The sequence below is a fragment of the Trueperaceae bacterium genome (genome assembly GCA_036381595.1).
GTDB lineage: Bacteria > Deinococcota > Deinococci > Deinococcales > Trueperaceae > DASVCN01.
Genome location: DASVCN010000023.1, coordinates 298,055 through 318,305, shown reverse-complemented (window position 1 = coordinate 318,305; position 20,251 = coordinate 298,055). Strand labels below are relative to the sequence as shown.

Here is a 20,251-nt window from a genome sequence, read left to right as displayed (position 1 = left end):
GAGCCAGCTTCCTGGGCGCGCGCCCGACCTAGGTCGCCTATTCCACCACGCGGCTCCCCTCCATCGAGAAGCTCAGAGGAAGCTCGGCGAAGCGGTCCAGTGCGGCTCTGACCTGCGGCTGCTGGGCGTCCGGACAGCATACGAACATGTAGGCGCCAACCTTGCCGCCGGGGAACTGCACGCTCGCGCCGAGTGGGGCGAGGAGCGAGTGTACTTCCGTGACCAGCGGGTCGTTGAAGTTCCCGGGGAGCCTCTGCTTCAGATGTTGCTGCTCTGCGATGCAGCGCGCTATGCCGTGCAGATCTCCTCGCGTCAGGGCCTGCTCGGTCTCCTTTGCCAGCGCCTTGATCTCGTGCATGACGTCCAGCGCGTCATCTAGCCTTCCGCTCAAGCGACTCAGCGACTCCCTGGTGCCGGCCCTCACCCCGGTGGCGAAGAGGAGCAGCGACGCCTCGAACTCGCTCAGGAATCGTTGCGGAAGTTCGATCCCCGTCGCCTCGACCTCGGCGCCGCGGTAGTCGAGCCTCAGGATCCCGCCCCGGGCGCAGACGTGAGGGTCGTGGTAGCCGGAGTTGCCAGCCAGAACTTCTACTTCGATACGCGCCGCCTCCCGTCCCAACTCCGCGGCTGTGGGCCTGACCCCCCGGGCCGTCCAGGCCGCCTGCAGCAGGGCAACGGCTATGGCGCCCGAGGCGCCGAGCCCGCTCTTCCCCTCGACCTCGAGGCGGACCACTACCCGCACCGGCTGGTGGGCGGGATCGACCGCCCTGAGGACCTCCCTCACCAGGTCGTTCCGTATATCGTCCAACCGGTCGACTGCTTCGTGACCCTCGGCATCTACTATCTCGAAGCGGCCACTCCGTGAGCTGCAGAGTTCGACTTCGACCCCCAGACCGATCGTGGCGCTCACCGTCACGCCGCCGAAGCGCTGAGCGTACGCCTTGACGTCGGTGAGCCCACCGGCGAAAGGGAGCCTGAGCGGGGTGCGGACCCGGATCATCCCGCCGGGGCCTCCACGATCTCGTGTATCCGCGCCACCACCCGCCGCACGTTCTCCTCTGCCGACGGGAGCGTTCCGCCCAGGTGGATCCACTCGTCCGTGACGACGTAGCCCACGGCGACGCCATCGTCGATGCACCTCTGCAGGTTCGTCAGCATGCGTATCTCGCCGCCTGGAGAGAGCCGCTCTCCGATCCGACCGAGTACGTCGGGAGACAATTTCCAGAGGCCGACGTCGAGCAGCGGGCCCTCCCCCTCCCAGACGCGGGTGACCAACTCGCCCTCGACCGTCGCGCGCAGTACCGGTGACTCCTCTTCGTGGCCGGGACCGAGGGTCACGACGTTCGCGGCCGGGTGGGCGCCGATCCGATGGAACATCGAGCTCGTGACGAAGAGGTCGGCCTGCCAGGCGACAACGCTCTCCTTGGGCCTGAGCCGTTGGAACGCCAGGTCGAGGGCATGGCCCGTTCCCAGCCTCTGAACCTGCTCGACGTACTCCAGGGTGAGGCCCTCGAACTCCCCGCCGAAGTAGCGCCGCACCTGCTCACCATGGTGGCCTACCACGAGGGTGATCCGGTCGTGACCCGCTCGTGCCGACCGGCTCGCCACCAGTTGACCCAACGTGTGCTCGACGAACGGCTTGAGCCCCACCGGGTACATGCACTTCTGCAGGTAATCGCCCAGGCGGCCGAGCCTCGTTCCCTTGCCGGCAGCCAGGCAGATGAACTCCATGGCAGCAAAGGTAACAGGTCCACCCTCCCCGACGCGAAGGAGCGTCTCGCCCTCGGGACAATGCTCCCTGTTGCAGAGCCGGCGCCGCTCCTAAACTTGGACCAGAACATCCGAGAATCGGATGGAAGGAGAAGCGATGAAAGGGTTCAAGAACAACATCCTCAGCGGACCGAACCTCGTAGCAGGAATCTTCGTCGGGTTCATCGCCGTAGCGACCACCGTGGGCGGCCTCGACGCCAGCACAGGCGGCGCCGTCCCCACCGACACCACGGAGAGAGCCGCAGCAGCGCAGGAACTACGGACCCTTCCGATCGCCGACCTTCCCGTCATCCAGGCCCAGTTGGGCTACGCTCCCAAAGCCGCCCCGGCCGTCGGCCGCGACTACCCGGCGCTCGTCGAAGTCGACCTCATCACCAGCGAAGAGGTCATGGAGATCGCGCCCGGAGTCGAGTACAAGTTCTGGACCTTCAACGGCAGCGTCCCTGGCCCCATGATCCGAGTGCGCGAGGGCGACGTCGTGAGGCTCAGCCTTCGCAACGATCACGGCAGTCAGATGCCGCACAACATCGACCTCCACGCGGTAACCGGTGAACACGGCGGTGGCCGGGCCACGATGACCATGCCCGGCTTCGAAACCGGCATCGAGTTCCGCGCCCTCAACCCCGGCGTCTACGTCTATCACTGCGCAACCGCTCCCGTAGGGATGCACATCGGCAACGGCATGTACGGTTTGATAGTCGTCGAACCTGCAGAGGGGCTGGCTCCCGTAGACCGCGAATACTACGTGATGCAGGGCGACTTCTACACCACAGGAGACTTCGGCGAGAAAGGCCTACAGGCGTTCGACATGCAGCGCGCCATCGACGAAGACCCCTCCTACGTACTCTTCAACGGCGCCGTCGGCAGCATCACCGGCGAGAACGCTCTGAACGCCGAACGCGGCGACGAGGTCAGGATCTTCGTAGGAAACGGCGGCCCCAACCTGATCAGCTCGTTCCACGTCATCGGCGAGATCTTCGACCGGGTCTACGTCGAAGGCGGCAGCCAGGTCAACCACAACGTCCAGACCACCCTCGTACCTGCCGGCGGAGCCACCATCGTAGAGTTCGGCGTCGAACAGCCCGGCCACTTCAGCCTCGTCGACCACAGCATCATCCGCGCGACCAACAAGGGAACCATGGGTGAACTGGCGGTCCACGGCGAGAACAACGACGCGGTCTTCAGCGGCCAGCTCTACAACCGCCCATACGCGCCCCAGGAACTGGCTGAAGGCCAAGGCCACTAGAGCAGGCCCCGGCCGCGACGAACCGCCCGGATCCGACCGGCCCCCACCACCCCGGCACACCCCGCGCGAGAGGCGCGGGGTTCCCTCTGCTGTCCCGGCCCTTACGACCGACCCTCCCTGGGACCAGCCGGGGGCGCTGATGGGCGAACGTCCGCATGCAGTAGAGTCTCCTCATGCGAACCCCCGCGCAGCACGCCCTCATCCGCAACGGACCGATCGCCCTGCTGCTGCTCACCATCCTGCTCGCCGGGGGCGGCGCGCACGCTCGAGGCGCGGCAACTGTCGAGCTGCCGGTGACGCGGCTCGTCCTCTTCACCAGCGGCGTCGGCTACTTCGAACACAGCGGCACCGTCACGGGGGACGCGGAACTCGAGCTGAGCGTGCCCGAAGAAGCGATGAACGACCTCCTCCAGAGCCTGGTGCTTCAGGACTTCGGCGGTGGAACCGTCCGCCCGGTTCGCTACCCCTCGCGCGATCCCCTCGAGCGCATCCTCGCCAGCTACGCCCTCGACCTCTCCGCTGACCCCAGCCTCGCGCAACTCCTCTCGCAAGCTCGCGGCCAGAGGGTGCTGATCGAGACCTCCGACTCACTGTCGGGCCGGATCGTCAACGTCGAACGGGTGGAGGTACCCGAGGAGGAGCCGCTCAGCTACCTTACCCTCGCAACCCTGACCGGACTGAGGCGGATAGACCTGGCCGAGGTCCGCACCATCACCTTCGCCGACCGGGAACTCCAGAGCGAACTGGAAGCAGCGCTCGCCGCCATCGCACGCCAGAGCGAGGAGGACGAGCAGACTCTGACGTTGCGTTTCGAGGGTGAGGGCGAACGGCCGGTGAGCGTGGGCTACGTGCGGGAGATGCCGGTGTGGAAGACGAGCTACCGCCTCCTCCTCGATGGTGACGGCGAAGCCGACCTCCAGGGGTGGGCGATCTTCGACAACCCCACGGCCACCGATTTCAAGGACGTCGCCATCTCGTTCGTCGCCGGCCAGCCGATCTCGTTCGTGAGCTCGCTGTTCGAGCCCATCTACATCGAACGCCAGCACATCAGTCCCGACCGCTCACCCGGGGTGACCGCACGCCAGTTCGAGGCCGACTCGTTCGCGAGGGCGGCCGACGAGGCCAAGTCTCGCGCCAACCTGCAACTGGCCGCGCCGGCTCCCACCCCTCGACCTTACGGTGCCGGTGTCGAATCGATGGCGCAGGGGAGTCGGAGCGGCGCCAGCTTCGAGTACCGGGTCACCGAGCCGGTCTCCGTGGGTCGCTTCGAGTCTGCGATGGTCCCGATCATCAGCACGGCGGTCGAAGCGCAGCAACTGTCGATATACGACCAGGCGTCGCATCCGCTGCACCCCCTGCGTGGCCTTCGCCTCGTGAACGACACCGGACTGCACCTGGCCTCCGGCCCGGTATCGGTCTTCGACGATGGCGGCTTCGCCGGCAACGCCCTCCTGGGCGACGTCGTACCCGGCGACTCGCGGATCCTCGCCTACGCCGTCGACCTCGACCTTTCCGTCAACACGGTCAGCGAAAGTGAGCCTGAGCGGCTCGTCGCCATCCGCATCGCCAACGGCCTCGTGGAGACAGGCTTCCGGCAGCGGATCTCGATCAGCTACGAGATCGACGTGCGGGCAGGAGGCCAGCGCTTCCTCGTCATCGAACAACCGCGTCGGGACGGTTACGAGGTGGTCTCTCCCACCATCCCACCGGCAACTACCCCACAGGCATACCGGTTCGGGGTAGCGATCGGACGCAGCGAAGCGGACCCTCCAGCCGACCCGACCGTGCCGACACACCTCAGCTGTGAGGTTCAGGGGGCGTGCGAACTCAGAGTGGTCCTGGAGCGCGAACTCTCGCGATCGGTGGCGATCAGCAACCTGAGCAGCGAGCAGATACTGTTCTACCTGGAGAACTCCACTCTGAGCGACGGGGACCGGGACAGCTTGTCGGCGATCCTCGACCTGAAACAGCAGCTGGCCGACCTCGACCGTCGGATAGACAGCATGCAGCAGCAGGTCGAAGAGATCTTCCGCGACCAGGGCCGCATACGGCAGAACATGGCCCAGCTCGACCGTGACTCCTCGCTCTACCGCCGCTACCTGGCAGAACTCGAGGCCCAGGAGAACGAACTGGACGACCTCGGTGGAACCGTCGAGGAGCTGCTCGATGAACGTCGAAGGGTCCAGGGTCAGCTCGACGAACTGATCCTCTCGCTCTAGTGGCCAAACGGCCGCAACCGTAGCGAAGCGTGAACGACCGCGATATCTCTTCTAACGGCGCGTGCTGGACTCTAACCAGGGGGTGACATCGGGAAGTGGAAACCGGTCGGTTGGGGAGGCCCGAGAGGATCGCGGTAGTGCGCGCACTGCGGGGCCTGGGCGACATGCTCTGCGTCGTGCCCGCCCTGAGGGCGCTGCGTGCGGAGTATCCGGAGGCGAAGGTGACGCTGATCGGCCTTCCGTGGACAGCCGACCTGCTGAGCAGGTTCGACGGTTACGTCAACGAGTTGATGGAGTTCCCCGGTTTCCCCGGCATCCCCGAAGTCCCCTACGACCCTGCCAGGTTGGCGCGGTTCGTCGCCGGAGTACAAGGCGAGTTCGATCTGGCGCTGCAGCTGCACGGCAGCGGTACCAACAGCAACTCCTTCGCGGCGCTCCTGGGAGCACGGACAACGGCCGGCTACTACCTCCCGGCCCTCTGGTGCCCGGATCCCGAGTTCTTCCTCCCCTACCAGGCGCACGCCCACGAGATACTCCGTTGGCTCGAGTTCCTCGAGTTCCTCGGCGTGGCGCCGCAAGGGGATCACATGGAGTTCCCCGAGCGGCCCGAGGACGGTGAGACGTTGACGGAGGAGTGGCCGCGGTGGCGCGACGCTCCTTACGTTTGCCTTCACCCGGGCGCCTTCGAACCCGAGCGGCGGTGGCCGGCCGAGCGGTTCGCAGAAGCGGGAGACGCGCTGGCCGACGAGGGGTTCACGGTCGTCCTCACCGGCAGCGGCGGCGAGCGGGAGCTGACGCGGGCCGTGGCGAGCGAGATGCGGGCGCCGGCGGTGGACCTCGGGGGCCGGACCAGTCTAGGCGCGATGGCCGCCCTGCTGAGAGGGGCCTCGCTACTCGTCTGCAACGACACCGGCGTGTCCCACCTGGCGGTAGCCGTCGGCACGCCCAGCGTGGTCGTCTTCTCTGCGTCCGATCCGGAACGCTGGGCTCCCCTCGACCGAGAACGTCACCGCGTGGTGGGCCGGATAATGCCGGACAGGATCAACGCCTGCCTGCACACTCCCTACGTCGACGGCCACCGTTGCCTGCGCGACGCCTGCAGCAGCCTCGCTCTGCCCGGCCGTGAGGGTTGGGAGCCGGCCCAGGTCGGCGAGGTAGTGGACGAAGCGTTCGATCTGCTGGGTGTCAGGAACTGAAGGGAACCGGCCTTCCGCTCGGCACGTGCCGAGGCGGCGCTATAGGGGGCCCTTCCCCGCTTTCCTCTGCACGCTCTCTCCCGGCTCGACGGGAACTATCGAGATCTTACCGTCCGTTTCCAGGACCGCCCATCGGACCTGGTCTAGGCGCTCCAGGCCCGACTTGCGCATCTCGGCATAGAGTTCGCTGGGGGAGATCCGCTCCCGGTTCAGGTTCGCCTGGACCAGCTTCCCGTGATGGGCGAGCACGGCGGGCTCACCTTCCGAAACCTTCTCGAAACCCTTGCTCAGGTGAGAGAGCAGGGAGTTGGCGAACACCAGGGCGAGCAGTGTCGACAGCGCCACGAAGCCATTGGTGAGTGAGTAGTCGTTGCCTACGAGCGACTGGGACACGATCTCGGGCACGAGCAGTAGGGCGATCAGTTCCATCGGCGCCAGCTGACCGAACTCGCGCTTGCCCATGATGCGCAGGGAGACGAGTACGAACAGGTAGACGACCACCACGCGCACAACCGTTTCCATGCGCCCTCCTAGGGGAAAACGAAGGTCGCGACGGCGACCTCGACAGGCTCGACGCCCTCGGCCGAGGCGGAGATGATCCCCTCGTGGCGCCAGTAGGCGGCCGGTGTCATGTCGGCGGTGACGAGGCGGGTGGCAGAGGCGGCGATCGTACCCAGCTCGATCCGGTACTCGTCGGGGGTCACCTCGCTCGCCTGAGGAGTGAAGGCGACGTTGGAGAACGCATCCACGTACTCGCGGTCCACCACCACGGTCACGCCCTCCAGGGGCGACTGGCCCCGGTTCGTGACCTCGACCGTGAGGAGATGCGGGGCCCGCAGGCGCGTGCGGGTCGAGTGCCGTACGTGCAGTTCCAGCCTCTCGCTGCTCGCGCCGGTGCGTTCGAAGGTGACTCCGAAAACACCGAACAGGGCCAGGAGGGGCAACAGCACCATGAGCGGCAGGCCGAACCGCTGGAACATCGATAGGTTGCCACGCTGCTCCATCTTCGGAGGTTTCGGCGGTTCAGGAACATGTTTCTGCGGTGACATCGCCCTCCCCGCTATGTGAACGCGATCCGTTCGACCCGGAAGAACGGGACGTGGTATTACGGCGAGTCTAGCGTCAAGTGGCCCTGGATCACGTGCACTCGTACCCGTTCCTCGCGCCGCTGACTACTTCGCGGCAGCACCGAACGGAACCGGTCCCATTGCTATACGCTCTACGACATGGAACGAGCCGAACTGGAACGGCGAGCGAGCGCGATCACGGGCGCTCTGTTCGCCGTGCAGAGCCTCGGATCTGCCGGCGTGATAGTCACGCTGACGGTTGCCGCCATCGTGGGCGCGCAGCTGAGCGGTCGCGCCGCGCTCGCCGGGCTGCCGGCCGGAGTCTTCCAACTCGGGGCGGCGCTCAGCGCTCTGCCCTGGTCGCTGACGACCGACAGGGTGGGCCGCCGCTGGGGTCTGGCGTCAGCGGTGCTGGTCGGTGCCTGCGGCGCCGCCGGCTGCGTTGCCGCAGCAGCTACCGCCTCTTTCCCACTGTTGATCGTTGGCCTCGTCGTGATGGGCTCCGGTCAGGCAGCCTTCCGCCTCAGCCGCTTCACCGCAGCGGAGGTCAACCCGAAAGCACGCAGAGGCCGGGCCGTAGCGACGGTAGTCCTGGGCGGAACCGTGGGCTCGGTACTGGGGCCGCTGCTGGTAACCCCTTCGGCGAACGTGATGACATCCGTAGGGTTGGGGGAACTGGCCGGACCCTACCTGGCGGGAGCGCTCCTCTTCGCGGTAGCCGCGCTCCTGCTGATCTTCTTCCTGCGCCCGGAGCCCAAGCTGTTGGCCCAGCAGGTCGACGCCAACGAGGATGACGGCTCCCCGGTCGCCCCGGCTCGCTCCCTCGCGCGGCTGTTCGCAGACTCGGGCGTTCGCACCGCGATACTCATGACCATCGGCTCGTACGTCGTGATGGTGATGGTCATGGGCATGACTTCGCTGCACATGCACGACCACGCTCATCGACTCGGTTCGATCTCGCTCGTCATCGGGGCGCACACGCTGGGCATGTTCGCTCTCTCCCCCCTCTCAGGCCGGCTAGCCGACGAGTGGGGCCGCCGGCCCACCCTCGCGCTGGGTGCGGTCGGACTGCTGCTCGGCTGCCTCGGTTCGATCCCGTCGGTCGCGCTGCTACCCATGATGGCGTCGCTGTTCATCCTCGGATTCGGCTGGAACCTCTGCTTCGTGGGCGGTTCGGTGATGCTCTCCGATCACCTCACGTTGAGCGAGAGGGCGCGCATGCAGGGGATCAACGACCTGCTCACCGGCATCCCTGCCGCGATCGCGTCGCTCGTGAGCGGGCTCGTCTACGCGTCCGCCGGCTTCGGTTTCATGAGCTGGGCCGGAGCTTCGATCTCGCTGCTCCTGCTCCTCCTGCTCTGGCAGGGGCGTTCAGTGCCGAGTACCCAGGTCGCAGCTGCCGACTGAGACGAACCGGTGGCCGCATACAAGGCGTACCGAGGCCGCTCCTTGGTACGCACGCGTCCACGCTCCACGCGAACGGAACGGCGCCGTGCTAGCATGTCGCCAAGATGAAATTGCTGCTGACCATCGTGCAGGACGCCGACGTGGGTCGTCTGCAGCAGGCCCTCAACGAGGGAGGCTTCCAGTCGACCAAGCTGGCCTCGACCGGAGGTTTCCTCAGAGAGGGCAATACCACCCTGCTGGTGGGTGTCGAAGACACCGACGTGGAGCAGGTGAAGGGGATAATCCACGACACTTGTCGCGAGAGGACGCGGGTGATCCCCGGCGGCAGCCCTTTCCACGCGCCGGAAGCGACCTTCGCCGGACCCCCCGTCGAAGTGCCGGTAGGTGGCGCCATCGTCTTCGTGCTGGGTGTCGAGTCGTTCGTCAGGCTCTGAACGTCACTTGACGACGCCGAAGCTGCCGGCGCTGTGGACGTGGACCATCCCGTCCACTACCCTCACGTAGCCCGCGTTCTCGAGCTCCCGCAGAGCCGCCTGGACGGCCTGCTGCTTGTCCTTCGTGCGGGAAGCGAGTTCGGCGACCGAGCAGCTGTTGCCCATCAGTCCGAGGGTCGAGAACACGCCCTTGGCAGCCATGCTGATGCCAGGGTCGTCGATCACGATGTCGCTGAAGCGCATGTTCTGCCCCATCCCTACCCCGCGGTGTGCGTCAACGTGCATTCTCCCAAGATAATGCACGCGGCGGAGAGTGATGGTAGGGAGCGTGCCACAGTTCGGCCTCCATAGTAGTCAGAGGCACATTCTGGCACTCAGACCCTCGCTGCGGAGAACGCATCTTTCACAATCGCCCGCGCCTCCTCCAGCAGGGCATCCAGATGTTCCTCCCCGCGGAAGCTCTCCGCGTAGATCTTGTAGATCGGTTCGGTGCCCGACGGGCGGGCGGCGAACCAGCCGTTCTCCGTCATCACCTTGAGACCGCCGATTGCGGCGCCATTGCCGGGCGCGCGCGTGATCTTCGCGGTGATCGGTTCGCCGGCGAGCTCTCGGGCGGTCACCGAGTCGACGTCGAGGTTCGCCAATACCTTCTTCTGCGCGTCGTCGGCAGGAGCTTCGGAACGGCGGTAGACGGGCGAGCCGAACTCCTCCTCGAGGTCGCGGTAGTGTTCGCTCGGATCGCGGCCGGTTGCCGCAGTGATCTCGGCGGCAAGCAGATCCATGATGATCCCGTCCTTGTCGGTGGTCCAGACGCTTCCGTCGCGACGCAGGAACGAGGCGCCCGCGCTCTCCTCGCCCCCGAAACCGAAGCTCCCCTCCAGCAGCCCCTCTACGAACCACTTGAAGCCCACCGGCACCTCGCTCAGCCTGCGCCCCAGCGACGCCGCCACGCGGTCGAGCATCGAACTCGAGACGAGCGTCTTGCCTACCGCGGCGTCCGAGGGCCAATCCGAGCGGTGGGAGAACAGGTAGTTCACGGCCACGGCCAGGTAGTGGTTTGGGTTCATCAATCCGGAGGGGGTGACGATGCCGTGACGGTCGAAGTCGGGGTCGTTGCCGAAGGCGATGTCGAAGCGGTCTTTCAGGCCGATGAGCCCGGCCATGGCGTATGGCGAGGAGCAGTCCATCCTGATCTTGCCGTCCCCGTCAACCGTCATGAACGAGAAGGTAGGGTCGATGCGACGGTTCACCACCTCGAGCTCGAGCCCGTACCGGTCCGCGATCGGCTCCCAGTAGGGCAGCCCTGCGCCGCCCATCGGATCGGCTCCGATCCGCAGGCCCGCCGCCGCGATCCGTTCCATATCCACGACGTACCCGAGGTCGTCCACGTAAGGGCCCACGAAATCGCGCCGGTGAGCCTGTGCCAGAGCCCGCTCGAACGGGACTCGCCGCACCTCACGGCAGCCCGCCGCCAGCAGTTCGTTGGCCCGCTCCTCGATCGCCTTCGTTTCACCGGTGCCCGCGGGACCACCGTGCGGCGGGTTGTATTTGAAACCTCCATCGGCCGGCGGATTGTGCGAGGGGGTGATGACGATGCCGTCCGCCTTCGCTGCCGAGTTCCCGTTGTTCGCGAGGATGGCGTGCGAGACGACAGGTGTCGGGGTGTAACCGAGGTCTTGGGCCAGAACCACCTCGACGTCGTTGGCGACCAGTACCTCTACCGCCGTGCGCATGGCCGGCTCGGAGAGGGCGTGAGTATCCATGCCGATGAAGAGCGGTCCCGTCACGCCCTGACCGCGGCGGTACTCCGCCACCGCCTGGCTTACCGCGAGGATGTGCTGTTCATTGAACGAACCCTCGAGTGAACTGCCCCGGTGACCGGAGGTACCGAAGGAGACGCGCTGGGCAGGATCGTCCGGGTCGGGCCGCTCGGTGTAGTAAGCGGCTACCAGCCGTGGAACGTTGACGAGCAGTTCGAGCGGGGCGGGCTTACCCGCCAGAGGATCGGTACTCATCTGATTCTCTCCTCCCAGGTTCGGGGGCACCGGACACCTTATCACCGGCTCCCGGGCGACCGCGACGCAGCCGTCGGAGGGGCGGCGACGAAGGCCGGAATCCCATGAGAGACGTGTTAGAATTCCGGGAATTGTGTGCCGGGCTTCACCTGGCAACATCCGCCTTTGGAGGGCTAATGGAAGGACTCATCATCCTGATACCGCTGGCCGCGATCGCAGCACTGGTCGCAGCGGGCGTCATCGCACAGCGCATCGTCGGCGCGGCCACCGGGAACCCGGCCATGGTCGAGATCTCCGACGCGGTGAAAGCCGGGGCCTCGGCCTACATGAACCGGCAGTACCGCACCATCACCTACGTCGCCGTCCTCATCGTGGTGATCTTCGCGATCATCGCGCTCGTCAACGAGGGGGAAACGGCCACTCTCTGGTGGTGGACGACCGCTGGTTTCGCCGTAGGCGCGCTCTTCTCGGCCATTAGCGGCTACATCGGCATGAACATCGCCGTTCGCGCCAACGTTCGCGTCGCGCAGGCCGCTCGGAGTGGCCTGGATGGCGCGCTCCGCATCGCCTTCAACGGCGGAGCCGTGGCCGGGCTGGCCGTCGCGGGGCTGGCGCTGCTGGGCGTGGCAGGGTTCTTCTGGCTCTTCTTCGTAGTGCTCGACCTCCCCAACCCGGTCGAACCGCTGGTCGGCTTCGCCTTCGGCGCCAGCCTCATCTCGCTGTTCGCCAGGGTGGGCGGCGGCATCTACACCAAGGCCGCCGACGTAGGCGCCGACCTCGTAGGCAAGGTCGAGGCGGGGATCCCCGAGGATGATCCCCGTAACCCTGCCGTCATCGCCGACAACGTCGGCGACAACGTGGGCGACTGCGCCGGGATGGGAGCCGACCTGTTCGAGACCTACGCGGTCACCGCCATCGGCGCGGTCTTCCTGGGCTTCCTGCTGCCCGGTACCGGGACGGTCTCGGCCCTGGTCGTCTACCCGCTGGTCCTCGGGGCCATCGCCATCATCGCCTCCATCGTCGGCGTGTTCTTCGTGCGACTGGGCAACGACGGCGCCATAATGCCGGCACTCTACAAGGGCGTGTTCGCCAGCGCGATCCTCTCGGTCGTGGGCTTCCTCTTCGCCACCCTGCTGATGTTCCGCACCTTCGACTTCTCGCAGCTGCCCGAGGCCGGCAACGCCTGGAGCATCTTCGGCGCCAGCGTGGTTGGCATCGTCGTAGTGGTGCTGATCATGTTCATCACCGAGTACTACACGGGAACTCGCTTCGGCCCCGTGCAGCGGGTTGCCCGGGCCTCCGAGACGGGCGCGGCGACCAACATCATCAGCGGACTGGCGGTTGGCATGCAGTCGACCGCGCTCCCCGTAATCACCCTGGTGCTCGCCACCTTCGTCGCCTTCGTCCTGGCCGGCCTCTACGGGATCGCCATCGCCGCCGTCGCGATGCTCTCGGTCACCGGCATGATCGTGGCGATGGATACCTACGGACCCATCACCGACAACGCCGGCGGCATCGCCGAGATGGCCGACCTGCCCGAGGAGGTGCGGCAGAACACCGACGCCCTCGATGCGGTTGGCAACACCACCAAGGCCGTGACCAAGGGATACGCGATCGGCTCGGCGGCGCTGGCCGCACTCGTCCTCTTCGCCGACTACGCCGAGAGGCTCGAGCTGGGTGAAGGCGCCTTCCGCCTCAACGACCCGATCGTGCTGGTCGGTCTCCTCACCGGCGCCATGCTGCCCTTCCTCTTCAGCGCCTTCCTGATGGAATCGGTGGGCAAGGCCGCCGGCAGCGTCATCGAGGAGGTCCGTCGTCAGTTCAGGGCCATCCCGGGGATCATGGAGCGAACCGCCAAACCCGATTACGGCAAGGCCGTCGACATCGTCACGGCAGCGGCGCTACGCGAGCTCATCCTGCCGGGGATCCTGGCGGTCGTCGCACCCCTCGTCGTAGGCTTCCTCTTCGGCCCGCTGGCACTCGGCGGCCTGCTGATCGGCGTGATCGCCTCGGGCCTGATGATGGCTCTGATGATGTCGAACGGTGGCGGCGCCTGGGACAACGCCAAGAAGTACATCGAGGACGGCAACTACGGCGGCAAGGGTTCCGAAGCGCATGCGGCTTCGGTCGTGGGCGACACCGTCGGTGACCCGTACAAGGACACGGCGGGTCCCTCCATCAACCCGCTCATCAAGGTGATCAACACCGTCTCGCTGATCTTCGCGACGGTCATCGCCTCGGTGGGTGGCATCCTGATGTAGGCCCGCCCTCACGACGCCTCGGATACCGGGTGGAGTGCCGACGCGCTCCGCCCGGTATCCGTTGGGCAGGTTAGGCTGGGTTGCGCTTGTGCCGCGTTGGGCAGCCTCATGACCATGGATGACTCGAACCTAACGAGGAACGCCACCACGATCAGACTATTGGGTGTCGCAGGCAGCCTCAGGCGCCATTCGCTCAACCGCGCCCTGCTCGAAGCTGCCGCTCTGCTGGCGCCCCCCGAGCTCGAGGTCGAGATCTTCGACCTCTCGGGGATACCGCTCTACAACGGGGACATCGACAACGACGAGGAGCGACCCGCCGAGGTGCAGGCGCTCAAGGATGCGGTGTCGTCGAGCGACGGACTCGTGCTGGCGACGCCCGAGTACAACCACGGCGTTCCCGGCGTCCTGAAGAACGCCATCGACTGGGTATCACGGCCTGCCGGCCGCTCGCCCCTGCGCGACAAGCCGGTGGCGATCTTCGGCGCGGCGCCTGGCGCCTTCGGCACGGTTCGCGCTCAGCAGCAGCTCAAGCTCGTCCTGCTCTCCACCAGGGCACGCCTGCTCGACCACGCCGGGGTGCTGGTCACCTTCGCCCGGGAGAAGCTGGCCGGCGACGGAGAGATCGTACACGCGCCGACGCGGGAGCATCTGCGAAGGGTGATGAGCGAGATCTCGTCCCTGCTGCGTGAGGACCTGGGAGGAAGGCATCCAGCGGTACCGACATCGCGTCGGGAGTAATCCGGATCCTCGGTCGACCCGGCTAACCCTCCGCCCAGCTCGAAGGTGGCGGCAGGCGCATGACGAATCCCGGCACGAAGATGCCGAGTGGCCACAACCTCGCCGGCTCGGCCAACCACGGTTCGTCCAGCCTCAGGACGCCGTGGATCCGCGCCAGCTGCGCTCGCGGGAACCGTAGGATACGAGCGCGGACGCTCTCGCCGCTCGGGAAACGCGCCGGCCAGGTCCACCAGGGAGCGGCTTGATCGAACGGCTTGGCCAGGATCCGACCGGAGGCAAGGAGGCTAGCGCTCACCTCGGTCGGGCCGCGGCCGAAGCTCGCGGCCGATTCAATCCGTCCTTCGAGAACGCGGAACCACATCTCCACCTCGCGCTTCGGCATGCCGTAGCGGTGGCCTAGCCGCTGGCTAAGGCCGGAGGTCGCGTAGATGCCGGGCACGAAGATCGCCCGACGCCTGAGCAGCGCTACGATGTTGAGCTCCCGGTAGCCGAAACCCGACCGTTCGTCGAGCACCGACCCCTCATCTGGTTCGCCGTAGCTCAGCGAGCGGACGCGGCTGAACCAGAGCGCCAGCGGCACTCTGCCGGCGATGGAGAGGAAGGGCTGCTCCGGGAACCGTTCGACGAGCGGGCCCGCCGCTGCCCACGCCGCGACGAAGAGCATATCCGCCTCGATATCGAACGGCGGCGGGTAGAGGTCCAGGATGTCGGTGTGCAACCTGAAGAGTATAGCGCTCTACCGAACCGGGCGCTAGGAGGTGGAGGCATTCGATCGACTCCGGTTGGGACTACGATCCGGTCAGGAAGGAGGTCCTCATAGATCAGGACAACCAATCTTCCTACTCGGGCAACCCTCTCTCCCACTATAGGCTCGACTGAGTATCTACCCAGAGCCAGGTGCCGGGAGAACCGAAAGAGCACGCCAAGGGGGTGGGGGTTGCCCGAAGACTTTCTTGGGCGCCGGCACGAACAGCGCGAGAACCGGTCTCAGCGTTGCCGTAGCCGGTTCATCATCAGAGTCGCGACGGCCAGTGCCAGCAGGGGCAGCACCGCGACGGCCAGGTAGTCGAGCCACAGCGGCAACTGCTGGAACCCCAGGATGAAGTAGCGCAACAGGTCCAACTGGTAGCTGAGGGGATTGGCGAACACCAGCACCTCGAGCCAGGTCGGGAGTTGGACTACCCAGCCGCTCCCGATCGCGAAGATGCCCAGTTCCCGAAGCTCTGCTCGAAGCGGAGCCGGTATGTCGAGGAATCCGACGCCGCCGACTATCCCCTTCAGAGGGAAGATCGAGCCGGAGAGGAAGTAGAGCGGCTGGATTATGCCGTTCGAGATGCTGCCGAACCCTTCGAATGTCCTCATCCGGCTGGCGATGATGACGCCGAACGAGGTCACCAGTGTCCCCATGCAGAACATCACCACCCAGGCAAGGAGCAGCCTGAGCGGGCCGAAGTCGAGACCGAGGAAGGGTATCGCGAGAAGCGGGATGCTTCCCTGCACCAGACTTATCGTCGCGCCACCCAGGACCTTGCCCAGCGTCACCGCGGGCATCCCCGCTGGTGATACGAGCACCTCGCGAAGCAGTCCCACCTCCCGGTCCCAGACGAGGGCGATGGCCGACTGGAGCGAGGCGAAGAGGATGTTGAGGGTCACGACGCCCGGGAGGATGTACTGAGCGTAGGTGTACCCCTCGATGTCCCGCAGGGCCGCCCCCAGGCCGAATCCCAGGATTATCAACCAGAGGACGGTACGCGACACCGCCCCGAACAGCTGCGAGCGGTCGCGGGCGTAACGCAGCAGTTCTCGACGCCATATCGCTCCGACGACCCGCAGATCCGGCCCGATCTTCCCGCTCCTGCCAGCCGCCACGCTCACCGGGTATGCTCCCCGCCCCGTTTCGCGAAGTCGAGCATCCGTGACCTGGCGCCGGCCTCCTCGTCGCGGAGCTGCCTGCCGGTGAGCTCGATGAAGACGTCCTCGAGGCTCGCGTCGAGACTCATCCCCACGCTCTCCTTGAGTTCCGTGGGCGTGCCTAGGGCGGCCATCCGACCGTCGTCGATGATCCCCACCCGGTCGCACGACTCGGCCTCCTGCAGGTAGTGGGTGGTCATGAACACCGTGAGTCCGCGACCGCGCAGCCACTCGATCCGTTCCCACAGATGGCGCCGGCCCTGCGGGTCGAGCCCAAGCGTCGGCTCGTCGAGGAAGAGCAGTCGCGGCCGGTGCATGAGCGCGCGAGCCAGCTCGAGCCGCCGCTTCATACCTCCCGAGAAGCTCCGCAAGGTGCGCTTGCCGACTTCCACCAGGGATGCCCACTCGAGCGCCTCCTCGATCCGGGAGCGCGCCACGGCACGTGGTATCCGGTAGAGCGCGGCGTGGATCTGCAGGTTCTCGCGGGCAGAGAGCCGCTCGTCGAGAGCGGGCTCCTGGAAGACCATGCCGAGGGCCGCTCGGACCGTGGCGGCGTCGGCCACCGTGTCGGCCCCGAATACCCTCGCTCGTCCCGTCGTCGGGCGAAGCAGGGTGGTGAGCATCTGCACCGTGGTGGTCTTGCCGGCACCGTTGGGCCCCAGCAGGGCGAAGAACTCGCCCTGCGCGACCTCGAAGCTCACGCCCTTGACCGCTTCGACCGAACCGAAGCTGCGCGTGAGTTCCGAGGCAACAATCGCGGGAGCGGCAGGATCGCTCACGCTCGACCCCAACCGCGCCTCATCCACTCCGGACCCTATCGCCTGAGGACACGCTGGCCAGCCTAACCGAAGTCGCACTCCGACTGAGCTTCGAGGTCGCCCAGCTGGTCGAGTCGCTCCAGTGGGTCGGTCCGCGGGAGGTAGAGGGCGGGTAGCTCGCCCACCAGGGTCACCTGCGGCAGTTCCCCCTCTCCCCGAGCCAAGTGGACCAGGAACAGCGACTGCCGGAGCTGGTGATCCCACGGCCTGAAGCTCACGCCGATACCCTTCCAGACGTCGTAGACCGCAGCCGGGCTGGACATGTACTCGAGAAGGGCCTGCCCGTCCAGTCTCCTGGCGGCGATCGCCGAGTCGTAGAGGATGCGCACCCCCTGGTAGGCCGCCCAGGAGCCGACGTCCATGGGCGTCCCCATCTCCTGGCGGAACCGGGCGTTAAGTTCACGTGCGCCGTATGCATCGATCGTCGCCTCCCAGCCGCTGCCTCGGTAGAGGTTCTCATCGTTCGGCGCGCTCTGCACCCACGCCTCGTAGTAGCTGCGGGTCTGAGTCTCGGGATGGGGGAAGCCGGTGACCTGCCACGTGTCCCCCGCCTCGCTGCTGCGGGCCAGGAACTCCAGCTGTTGCCGAGGGTCGAGGAGCGCCAGGACGACCTCCGGCTCGCCGCTCCTGAGCCTCTTGAGCGCCGCTTCCCAATCGGGATCCTGGGCAGATACGCGGGTCCGCGCCACCTCACGGCCGCCGAAGTGGCGCTCCTCGAGCGCCCACCTCGTCCGTTCGTACAGGTCACGTCCGCGGTCGGAATCCTCGTAGACGAAAGCCCAGCGACGGAAGCCGGCCCGAACGAACCAGCCCGTCAGAGCGTCGAGGTACATGGCGTCGCTGGGCGCCACGTGGAAGGTGTAGCGACTGCACTGCTCGTTGCGTAGCTCGTCACCCGGCCAGCCTATGTTCATGAACGGGATACCGCGCTCGGCGGCGAAGGCGCTCAGTTGGACGGCTGCCTCGCGGCCGAAGCCCCCTACCAGTCCGAAGGCGCCCTCCTCGTCGACCAGCCGCTCGGCGACCTGCACCACCTCGGAATCCTCTGCGCCTTCCACCAGGATGTCTACATCGATGCCCAACAGCGCGGCGTTGTGCACGAGCTCGTCACGCGCGAACTGCGCGCCCAGCCGGGCCGACTGACCCACCGTGGCAGGCACCTCCCCGACAGGGACCTCCTCCATCGCGGCAGGCGGAAGGATCACCCCGATGCGCACTGGGCGCTCGAACACCCCTTGCGCCGATGCGCTCGCCCACAGCGAGAGGCTCAGCAGCAGCGCCGTGACCAGCGCTCCAAGGGATACCGGACGCTCCCGGTTCGATCGACAGTATCTACTCTCCATGCCTAAAGATAACGCCTGCTACCCGGCCGTCCGGTCGAGCAACGACCACGCGGAGGATCAGGGGATCCGGTACGAGTCGTAGCTGACGTCCGGGCTCAAGCTCCTGGGGTCGTGCTGCAGTATGAGCACCAGATCTCGGGTGGAATCCTCCGGGAGCCAGTCGAGGACACCCTCGGCCGTCTCGACGATCGTCTCTCCGTCGAGCAGCTCGAGCACCACGGTAAGCCCCTGGACGCTCTGACCACCGACGTTGCTGACCTCGAGCCGCACGAAGTAGTCGTCGGCGTGCTGCCGGATCTCCGCGACCCGGGCGGTGAAGGCGGCAGGGGTGAACGGCCGGGTTCCCTCCCAGACGAGGTAGCCGACGATGCTCAGGAGCAGGATGCTGCTGATCCAGGTGACGACGATCTGCAGTCGAGTCTCGCGCGGACGCTCGTCGTTCCGCTTCCGATCGTGACGGTCGTTCGACCGGGCGGCCGCCTGGGCCTGCTTGCCGTCTGGTCCGTTGCGCTCGGCCCCGGCTACTCCTCTGCCCCTGCCCTCGGCAACTCCTCTGCCCTTGGCAACTCCTCCGCTCTTGCCCTCGGCAACTCCTCTGCCCCTACCGGCCTCGGCCCCCATGTCAGATGATCAGCTTGGCGGCAGCCGAGCCGAGCGAGTTGACGAACCCGAGGGTGACGATCATGTGGAGGGCGGGGGTAAGTCCGGTCGAGTCGTCGATCCGGCCGAAGAGCCAGAGCATGAGGGCGCTGACGCCCAGCGCAAGAGTGTAGGAGACGACCCCGGTGCGGAGCAGCGAGCCCCACCAGGTGCGGCCCCCTGGTATCCGGTAGCTGCCCGCGAAACCGACCGAGAAGACGATCGCATGGGTGAGCAGCAGGCCGATGACCAGCAGCAGGACCGCGTGCCACCAGGTGAGTCCCAGGCCGATGATGACCGGCTCTTCGGTGGGAGCCACGTTGAACCCGAAGTAGACCGCTCCGGCTACACCGATGACCTGGCTCCCCCAGAAACCGGCTCTGCGCTTGCGGCGCTCGTTGGTCGGATCCTTCTCGCCGAGGACCGAGACGGCGATCGAAGCTCCGATCGACAGCGGTATGGTTTCGATGATGATCTTGCCCGCGATCTCCCGAAGGGACATGCCGGGCCCGATGACTCCGAACAGGAAGAGCACGACGGTTGCCACCAGTAGGCCTATGCCGTAGGCGTCGACCGCATCCTGCACCTCCTCCAGCAGACGGACGTGACCCTTCTGGAAGCCGCTGAAATATTCGAGGACCACGAGCAGGGCGAAGTTGGCGAGCAGGAAGAACAGCAAGCGGAAGGGCGGGATCAGGAATCCCAGCCACCACATCTCCATCGTGGCCAGCAGCGGGATACTGACGAGCATCGCCCCAAGCACCCCGCGGGCGTAGCCTCGCAGGGCGCTGCTCAACCTCTCGTCGATCGCCGCCGTCATCAGCTCGTTATAAGCAGAGAATGCGATCTATGCCGTGTCGGATGGGGCTCAGGCCTGCAGCAGGTCGCCTTCACGCCAGATGATCTCGACCTCCAGGTCGCTGCTCTGCAAGGAGCGCACCAGATCTTCGAGAGCCTCGACCGAGGTATCGGCCGTGACCAGCAGAGTGCTCGGATCTGCCTGGTACACGGCGCCGCTGACTCCGTGGCGGTGCTGCCAGCGGTTCACCAGGTGGCGAACATTTCGTGATTCGGAACGTATACGGACCAAGCCGCTCATGCCCCCTCGCTTTCCCCCGGTTGGAGTCCAGGGACCTCAACTTAGCGGTTCGGGAGCGATCCCGTCGAGAGCCAACGCCCAGTTGGCG

Annotated in this window: 20 protein-coding genes; 7 read left to right on the top strand and 13 right to left on the bottom strand. The window is 66.4% G+C overall.

The features are described from left to right. Positions 1 to 37 precede the first annotated feature (37 nt). Positions 38 to 1,000 carry a hypothetical protein gene (locus tag VF168_08005; GenBank protein ID HEX7004116.1) on the bottom strand — a complete coding sequence of 321 codons (963 nt, stop codon included), beginning with the start codon at positions 998 to 1,000 and terminating at the stop codon, positions 38 to 40. Continuing rightward, complete coding sequence (locus VF168_08000) at positions 997 to 1,731, bottom strand: NTP transferase domain-containing protein (protein ID HEX7004115.1); 735 nt, start codon at positions 1,729 to 1,731, stop codon at positions 997 to 999. The genes VF168_08005 and VF168_08000 overlap by 4 nt, the downstream gene beginning before the upstream one ends. Positions 1,732 to 1,867: 136 nt before the next feature. Here VF168_08000 and nirK point away from each other — a divergent pair, with 136 nt between their 5' ends. The 3 genes from nirK (at position 1,868) to VF168_07985 (ending at position 6,431) form a co-directional block, all read left to right on the top strand. Next, complete coding sequence (gene nirK, locus VF168_07995) at positions 1,868 to 3,016, top strand: copper-containing nitrite reductase (protein HEX7004114.1); 1,149 nt, start codon at positions 1,868 to 1,870, stop codon at positions 3,014 to 3,016. A 173-nt stretch (positions 3,017 to 3,189) separates the two neighbouring features. Further along, positions 3,190 to 5,235 carry a hypothetical protein gene (locus tag VF168_07990; GenBank protein HEX7004113.1) on the top strand — a complete coding sequence of 682 codons (2,046 nt, stop codon included), beginning with the start codon at positions 3,190 to 3,192 and terminating at the stop codon, positions 5,233 to 5,235. Positions 5,236 to 5,330: 95 nt separating this feature from the next. Beyond that, positions 5,331 to 6,431, top strand: a complete 1,101-nt coding sequence (locus tag VF168_07985; protein ID HEX7004112.1) for a glycosyltransferase family 9 protein — start codon at positions 5,331 to 5,333, stop codon at positions 6,429 to 6,431. 39 nt (positions 6,432 to 6,470) lie between these two features. Here VF168_07985 and VF168_07980 read toward each other — a convergent pair whose 3' ends face one another. Both VF168_07980 and VF168_07975 read right to left on the bottom strand, forming a co-directional pair. Then, positions 6,471 to 6,953, bottom strand: coding sequence for a YetF domain-containing protein (locus tag VF168_07980; protein HEX7004111.1), 483 nt, complete (start codon positions 6,951 to 6,953; stop codon positions 6,471 to 6,473). 8 nt (positions 6,954 to 6,961) lie between these two features. Further along, positions 6,962 to 7,435: a hypothetical protein gene (locus VF168_07975; protein ID HEX7004110.1), complete on the bottom strand. Its 474-nt coding sequence runs from the start codon at positions 7,433 to 7,435 to the stop codon at positions 6,962 to 6,964. Between the two features lie 222 nt (positions 7,436 to 7,657). On the opposite strand from VF168_07975, the gene VF168_07970 reads away from it, so the two are divergent. Both VF168_07970 and VF168_07965 read left to right on the top strand, forming a co-directional pair. Beyond that, entirely contained in the window at positions 7,658 to 8,905 is a 1,248-nt protein-coding gene (locus VF168_07970; GenBank protein HEX7004109.1) for an MFS transporter, read from the top strand. 104 nt (positions 8,906 to 9,009) lie between these two features. Further along, positions 9,010 to 9,339 carry a cyclic-di-AMP receptor gene (locus VF168_07965; GenBank protein ID HEX7004108.1) on the top strand — a complete coding sequence of 110 codons (330 nt, stop codon included), beginning with the start codon at positions 9,010 to 9,012 and terminating at the stop codon, positions 9,337 to 9,339. Positions 9,340 to 9,342: 3 nt separating this feature from the next. Here VF168_07965 and VF168_07960 read toward each other — a convergent pair whose 3' ends face one another. Both VF168_07960 and pgm read right to left on the bottom strand, forming a co-directional pair. Then, a complete protein-coding gene (locus tag VF168_07960; protein HEX7004107.1) occupies positions 9,343 to 9,624 on the bottom strand; it encodes a winged helix-turn-helix domain-containing protein in 282 nt (93 codons plus the stop codon). Between the two features lie 89 nt (positions 9,625 to 9,713). Beyond that, on the bottom strand, positions 9,714 to 11,354 hold the full coding sequence (gene pgm / locus VF168_07955) for a phosphoglucomutase (alpha-D-glucose-1,6-bisphosphate-dependent) (GenBank protein ID HEX7004106.1): 1,641 nt from the start codon (positions 11,352 to 11,354) through the stop codon (positions 9,714 to 9,716). A gap of 176 nt (positions 11,355 to 11,530) precedes the next feature. Here pgm and VF168_07950 point away from each other — a divergent pair, with 176 nt between their 5' ends. Together VF168_07950 and VF168_07945 are read left to right on the top strand one after the other, a co-directional pair. Further along, positions 11,531 to 13,615 (top strand): sodium-translocating pyrophosphatase, encoded by a 2,085-nt coding sequence (locus tag VF168_07950; protein ID HEX7004105.1) that lies wholly within the window; start codon positions 11,531 to 11,533, stop codon positions 13,613 to 13,615. A gap of 114 nt (positions 13,616 to 13,729) precedes the next feature. Then, entirely contained in the window at positions 13,730 to 14,353 is a 624-nt protein-coding gene (locus VF168_07945; GenBank protein HEX7004104.1) for an NAD(P)H-dependent oxidoreductase, read from the top strand. 22 nt (positions 14,354 to 14,375) lie between these two features. Here the strand turns inward: VF168_07945 and VF168_07940 are convergent, their stop codons facing one another. From VF168_07940 to VF168_07910, 7 genes are all read right to left on the bottom strand, one after another. Further along, the gene (locus VF168_07940; protein HEX7004103.1) at positions 14,376 to 15,071 is read right to left on the bottom strand and encodes a hypothetical protein; all 696 of its coding nucleotides are present in this window, start codon (positions 15,069 to 15,071) and stop codon (positions 14,376 to 14,378) included. A gap of 269 nt (positions 15,072 to 15,340) precedes the next feature. Next, positions 15,341 to 16,228: an ABC transporter permease gene (locus VF168_07935; protein ID HEX7004102.1), complete on the bottom strand. Its 888-nt coding sequence runs from the start codon at positions 16,226 to 16,228 to the stop codon at positions 15,341 to 15,343. Beyond that, on the bottom strand, positions 16,225 to 17,070 hold the full coding sequence (locus VF168_07930) for an ATP-binding cassette domain-containing protein (GenBank protein HEX7004101.1): 846 nt from the start codon (positions 17,068 to 17,070) through the stop codon (positions 16,225 to 16,227). The genes VF168_07935 and VF168_07930 overlap by 4 nt, the downstream gene beginning before the upstream one ends. Before the next feature lie 35 nt (positions 17,071 to 17,105). Further along, positions 17,106 to 18,425 carry an ABC transporter substrate-binding protein gene (locus VF168_07925; GenBank protein ID HEX7004100.1) on the bottom strand — a complete coding sequence of 440 codons (1,320 nt, stop codon included), beginning with the start codon at positions 18,423 to 18,425 and terminating at the stop codon, positions 17,106 to 17,108. Positions 18,426 to 18,482: 57 nt separating this feature from the next. Further along, positions 18,483 to 19,046, bottom strand: coding sequence for a hypothetical protein (locus tag VF168_07920; protein HEX7004099.1), 564 nt, complete (start codon positions 19,044 to 19,046; stop codon positions 18,483 to 18,485). 1 nt (position 19,047) lies between these two features. Beyond that, positions 19,048 to 19,884, bottom strand: coding sequence for a TIGR02587 family membrane protein (locus tag VF168_07915; GenBank protein ID HEX7004098.1), 837 nt, complete (start codon positions 19,882 to 19,884; stop codon positions 19,048 to 19,050). Between the two features lie 48 nt (positions 19,885 to 19,932). Then, positions 19,933 to 20,163 carry a hypothetical protein gene (locus VF168_07910; protein HEX7004097.1) on the bottom strand — a complete coding sequence of 77 codons (231 nt, stop codon included), beginning with the start codon at positions 20,161 to 20,163 and terminating at the stop codon, positions 19,933 to 19,935. Positions 20,164 to 20,251: the final 88 nt, after the last annotated feature.

What these genes read in the sequence shown, in the direction of transcription:
- VF168_08005 (HEX7004116.1), bottom strand. Translation starts at nt 1,000, where the DNA reads ATGATCCGGGTCCGCACCCCGCTCAGGCTCCCTTTCGCCGGTGGGCTC.
- VF168_08000 (HEX7004115.1), bottom strand. Translation starts at nt 1,731, where the DNA reads ATGGAGTTCATCTGCCTGGCTGCCGGCAAGGGAACGAGGCTCGGCCGC.
- nirK (HEX7004114.1), top strand. Translation starts at nt 1,868, where the DNA reads ATGAAAGGGTTCAAGAACAACATCCTCAGCGGACCGAACCTCGTAGCA.
- VF168_07990 (HEX7004113.1), top strand. Translation starts at nt 3,190, where the DNA reads ATGCGAACCCCCGCGCAGCACGCCCTCATCCGCAACGGACCGATCGCC.
- VF168_07980 (HEX7004111.1), bottom strand. Translation starts at nt 6,953, where the DNA reads ATGGAAACGGTTGTGCGCGTGGTGGTCGTCTACCTGTTCGTACTCGTC.
- VF168_07975 (HEX7004110.1), bottom strand. Translation starts at nt 7,435, where the DNA reads ATGGAGCAGCGTGGCAACCTATCGATGTTCCAGCGGTTCGGCCTGCCG.
- VF168_07970 (HEX7004109.1), top strand. Translation starts at nt 7,658, where the DNA reads ATGGAACGAGCCGAACTGGAACGGCGAGCGAGCGCGATCACGGGCGCT.
- VF168_07965 (HEX7004108.1), top strand. Translation starts at nt 9,010, where the DNA reads ATGAAATTGCTGCTGACCATCGTGCAGGACGCCGACGTGGGTCGTCTG.
- VF168_07960 (HEX7004107.1), bottom strand. Translation starts at nt 9,624, where the DNA reads ATGCACGTTGACGCACACCGCGGGGTAGGGATGGGGCAGAACATGCGC.
- pgm (HEX7004106.1), bottom strand. Translation starts at nt 11,354, where the DNA reads ATGAGTACCGATCCTCTGGCGGGTAAGCCCGCCCCGCTCGAACTGCTC.
- VF168_07950 (HEX7004105.1), top strand. Translation starts at nt 11,531, where the DNA reads ATGGAAGGACTCATCATCCTGATACCGCTGGCCGCGATCGCAGCACTG.
- VF168_07945 (HEX7004104.1), top strand. Translation starts at nt 13,730, where the DNA reads ATGGATGACTCGAACCTAACGAGGAACGCCACCACGATCAGACTATTG.
- VF168_07925 (HEX7004100.1), bottom strand. Translation starts at nt 18,425, where the DNA reads ATGGAGAGTAGATACTGTCGATCGAACCGGGAGCGTCCGGTATCCCTT.
- VF168_07920 (HEX7004099.1), bottom strand. Translation starts at nt 19,046, where the DNA reads ATGGGGGCCGAGGCCGGTAGGGGCAGAGGAGTTGCCGAGGGCAAGAGC.
- VF168_07915 (HEX7004098.1), bottom strand. Translation starts at nt 19,884, where the DNA reads ATGACGGCGGCGATCGACGAGAGGTTGAGCAGCGCCCTGCGAGGCTAC.
- VF168_07910 (HEX7004097.1), bottom strand. Translation starts at nt 20,163, where the DNA reads ATGAGCGGCTTGGTCCGTATACGTTCCGAATCACGAAATGTTCGCCAC.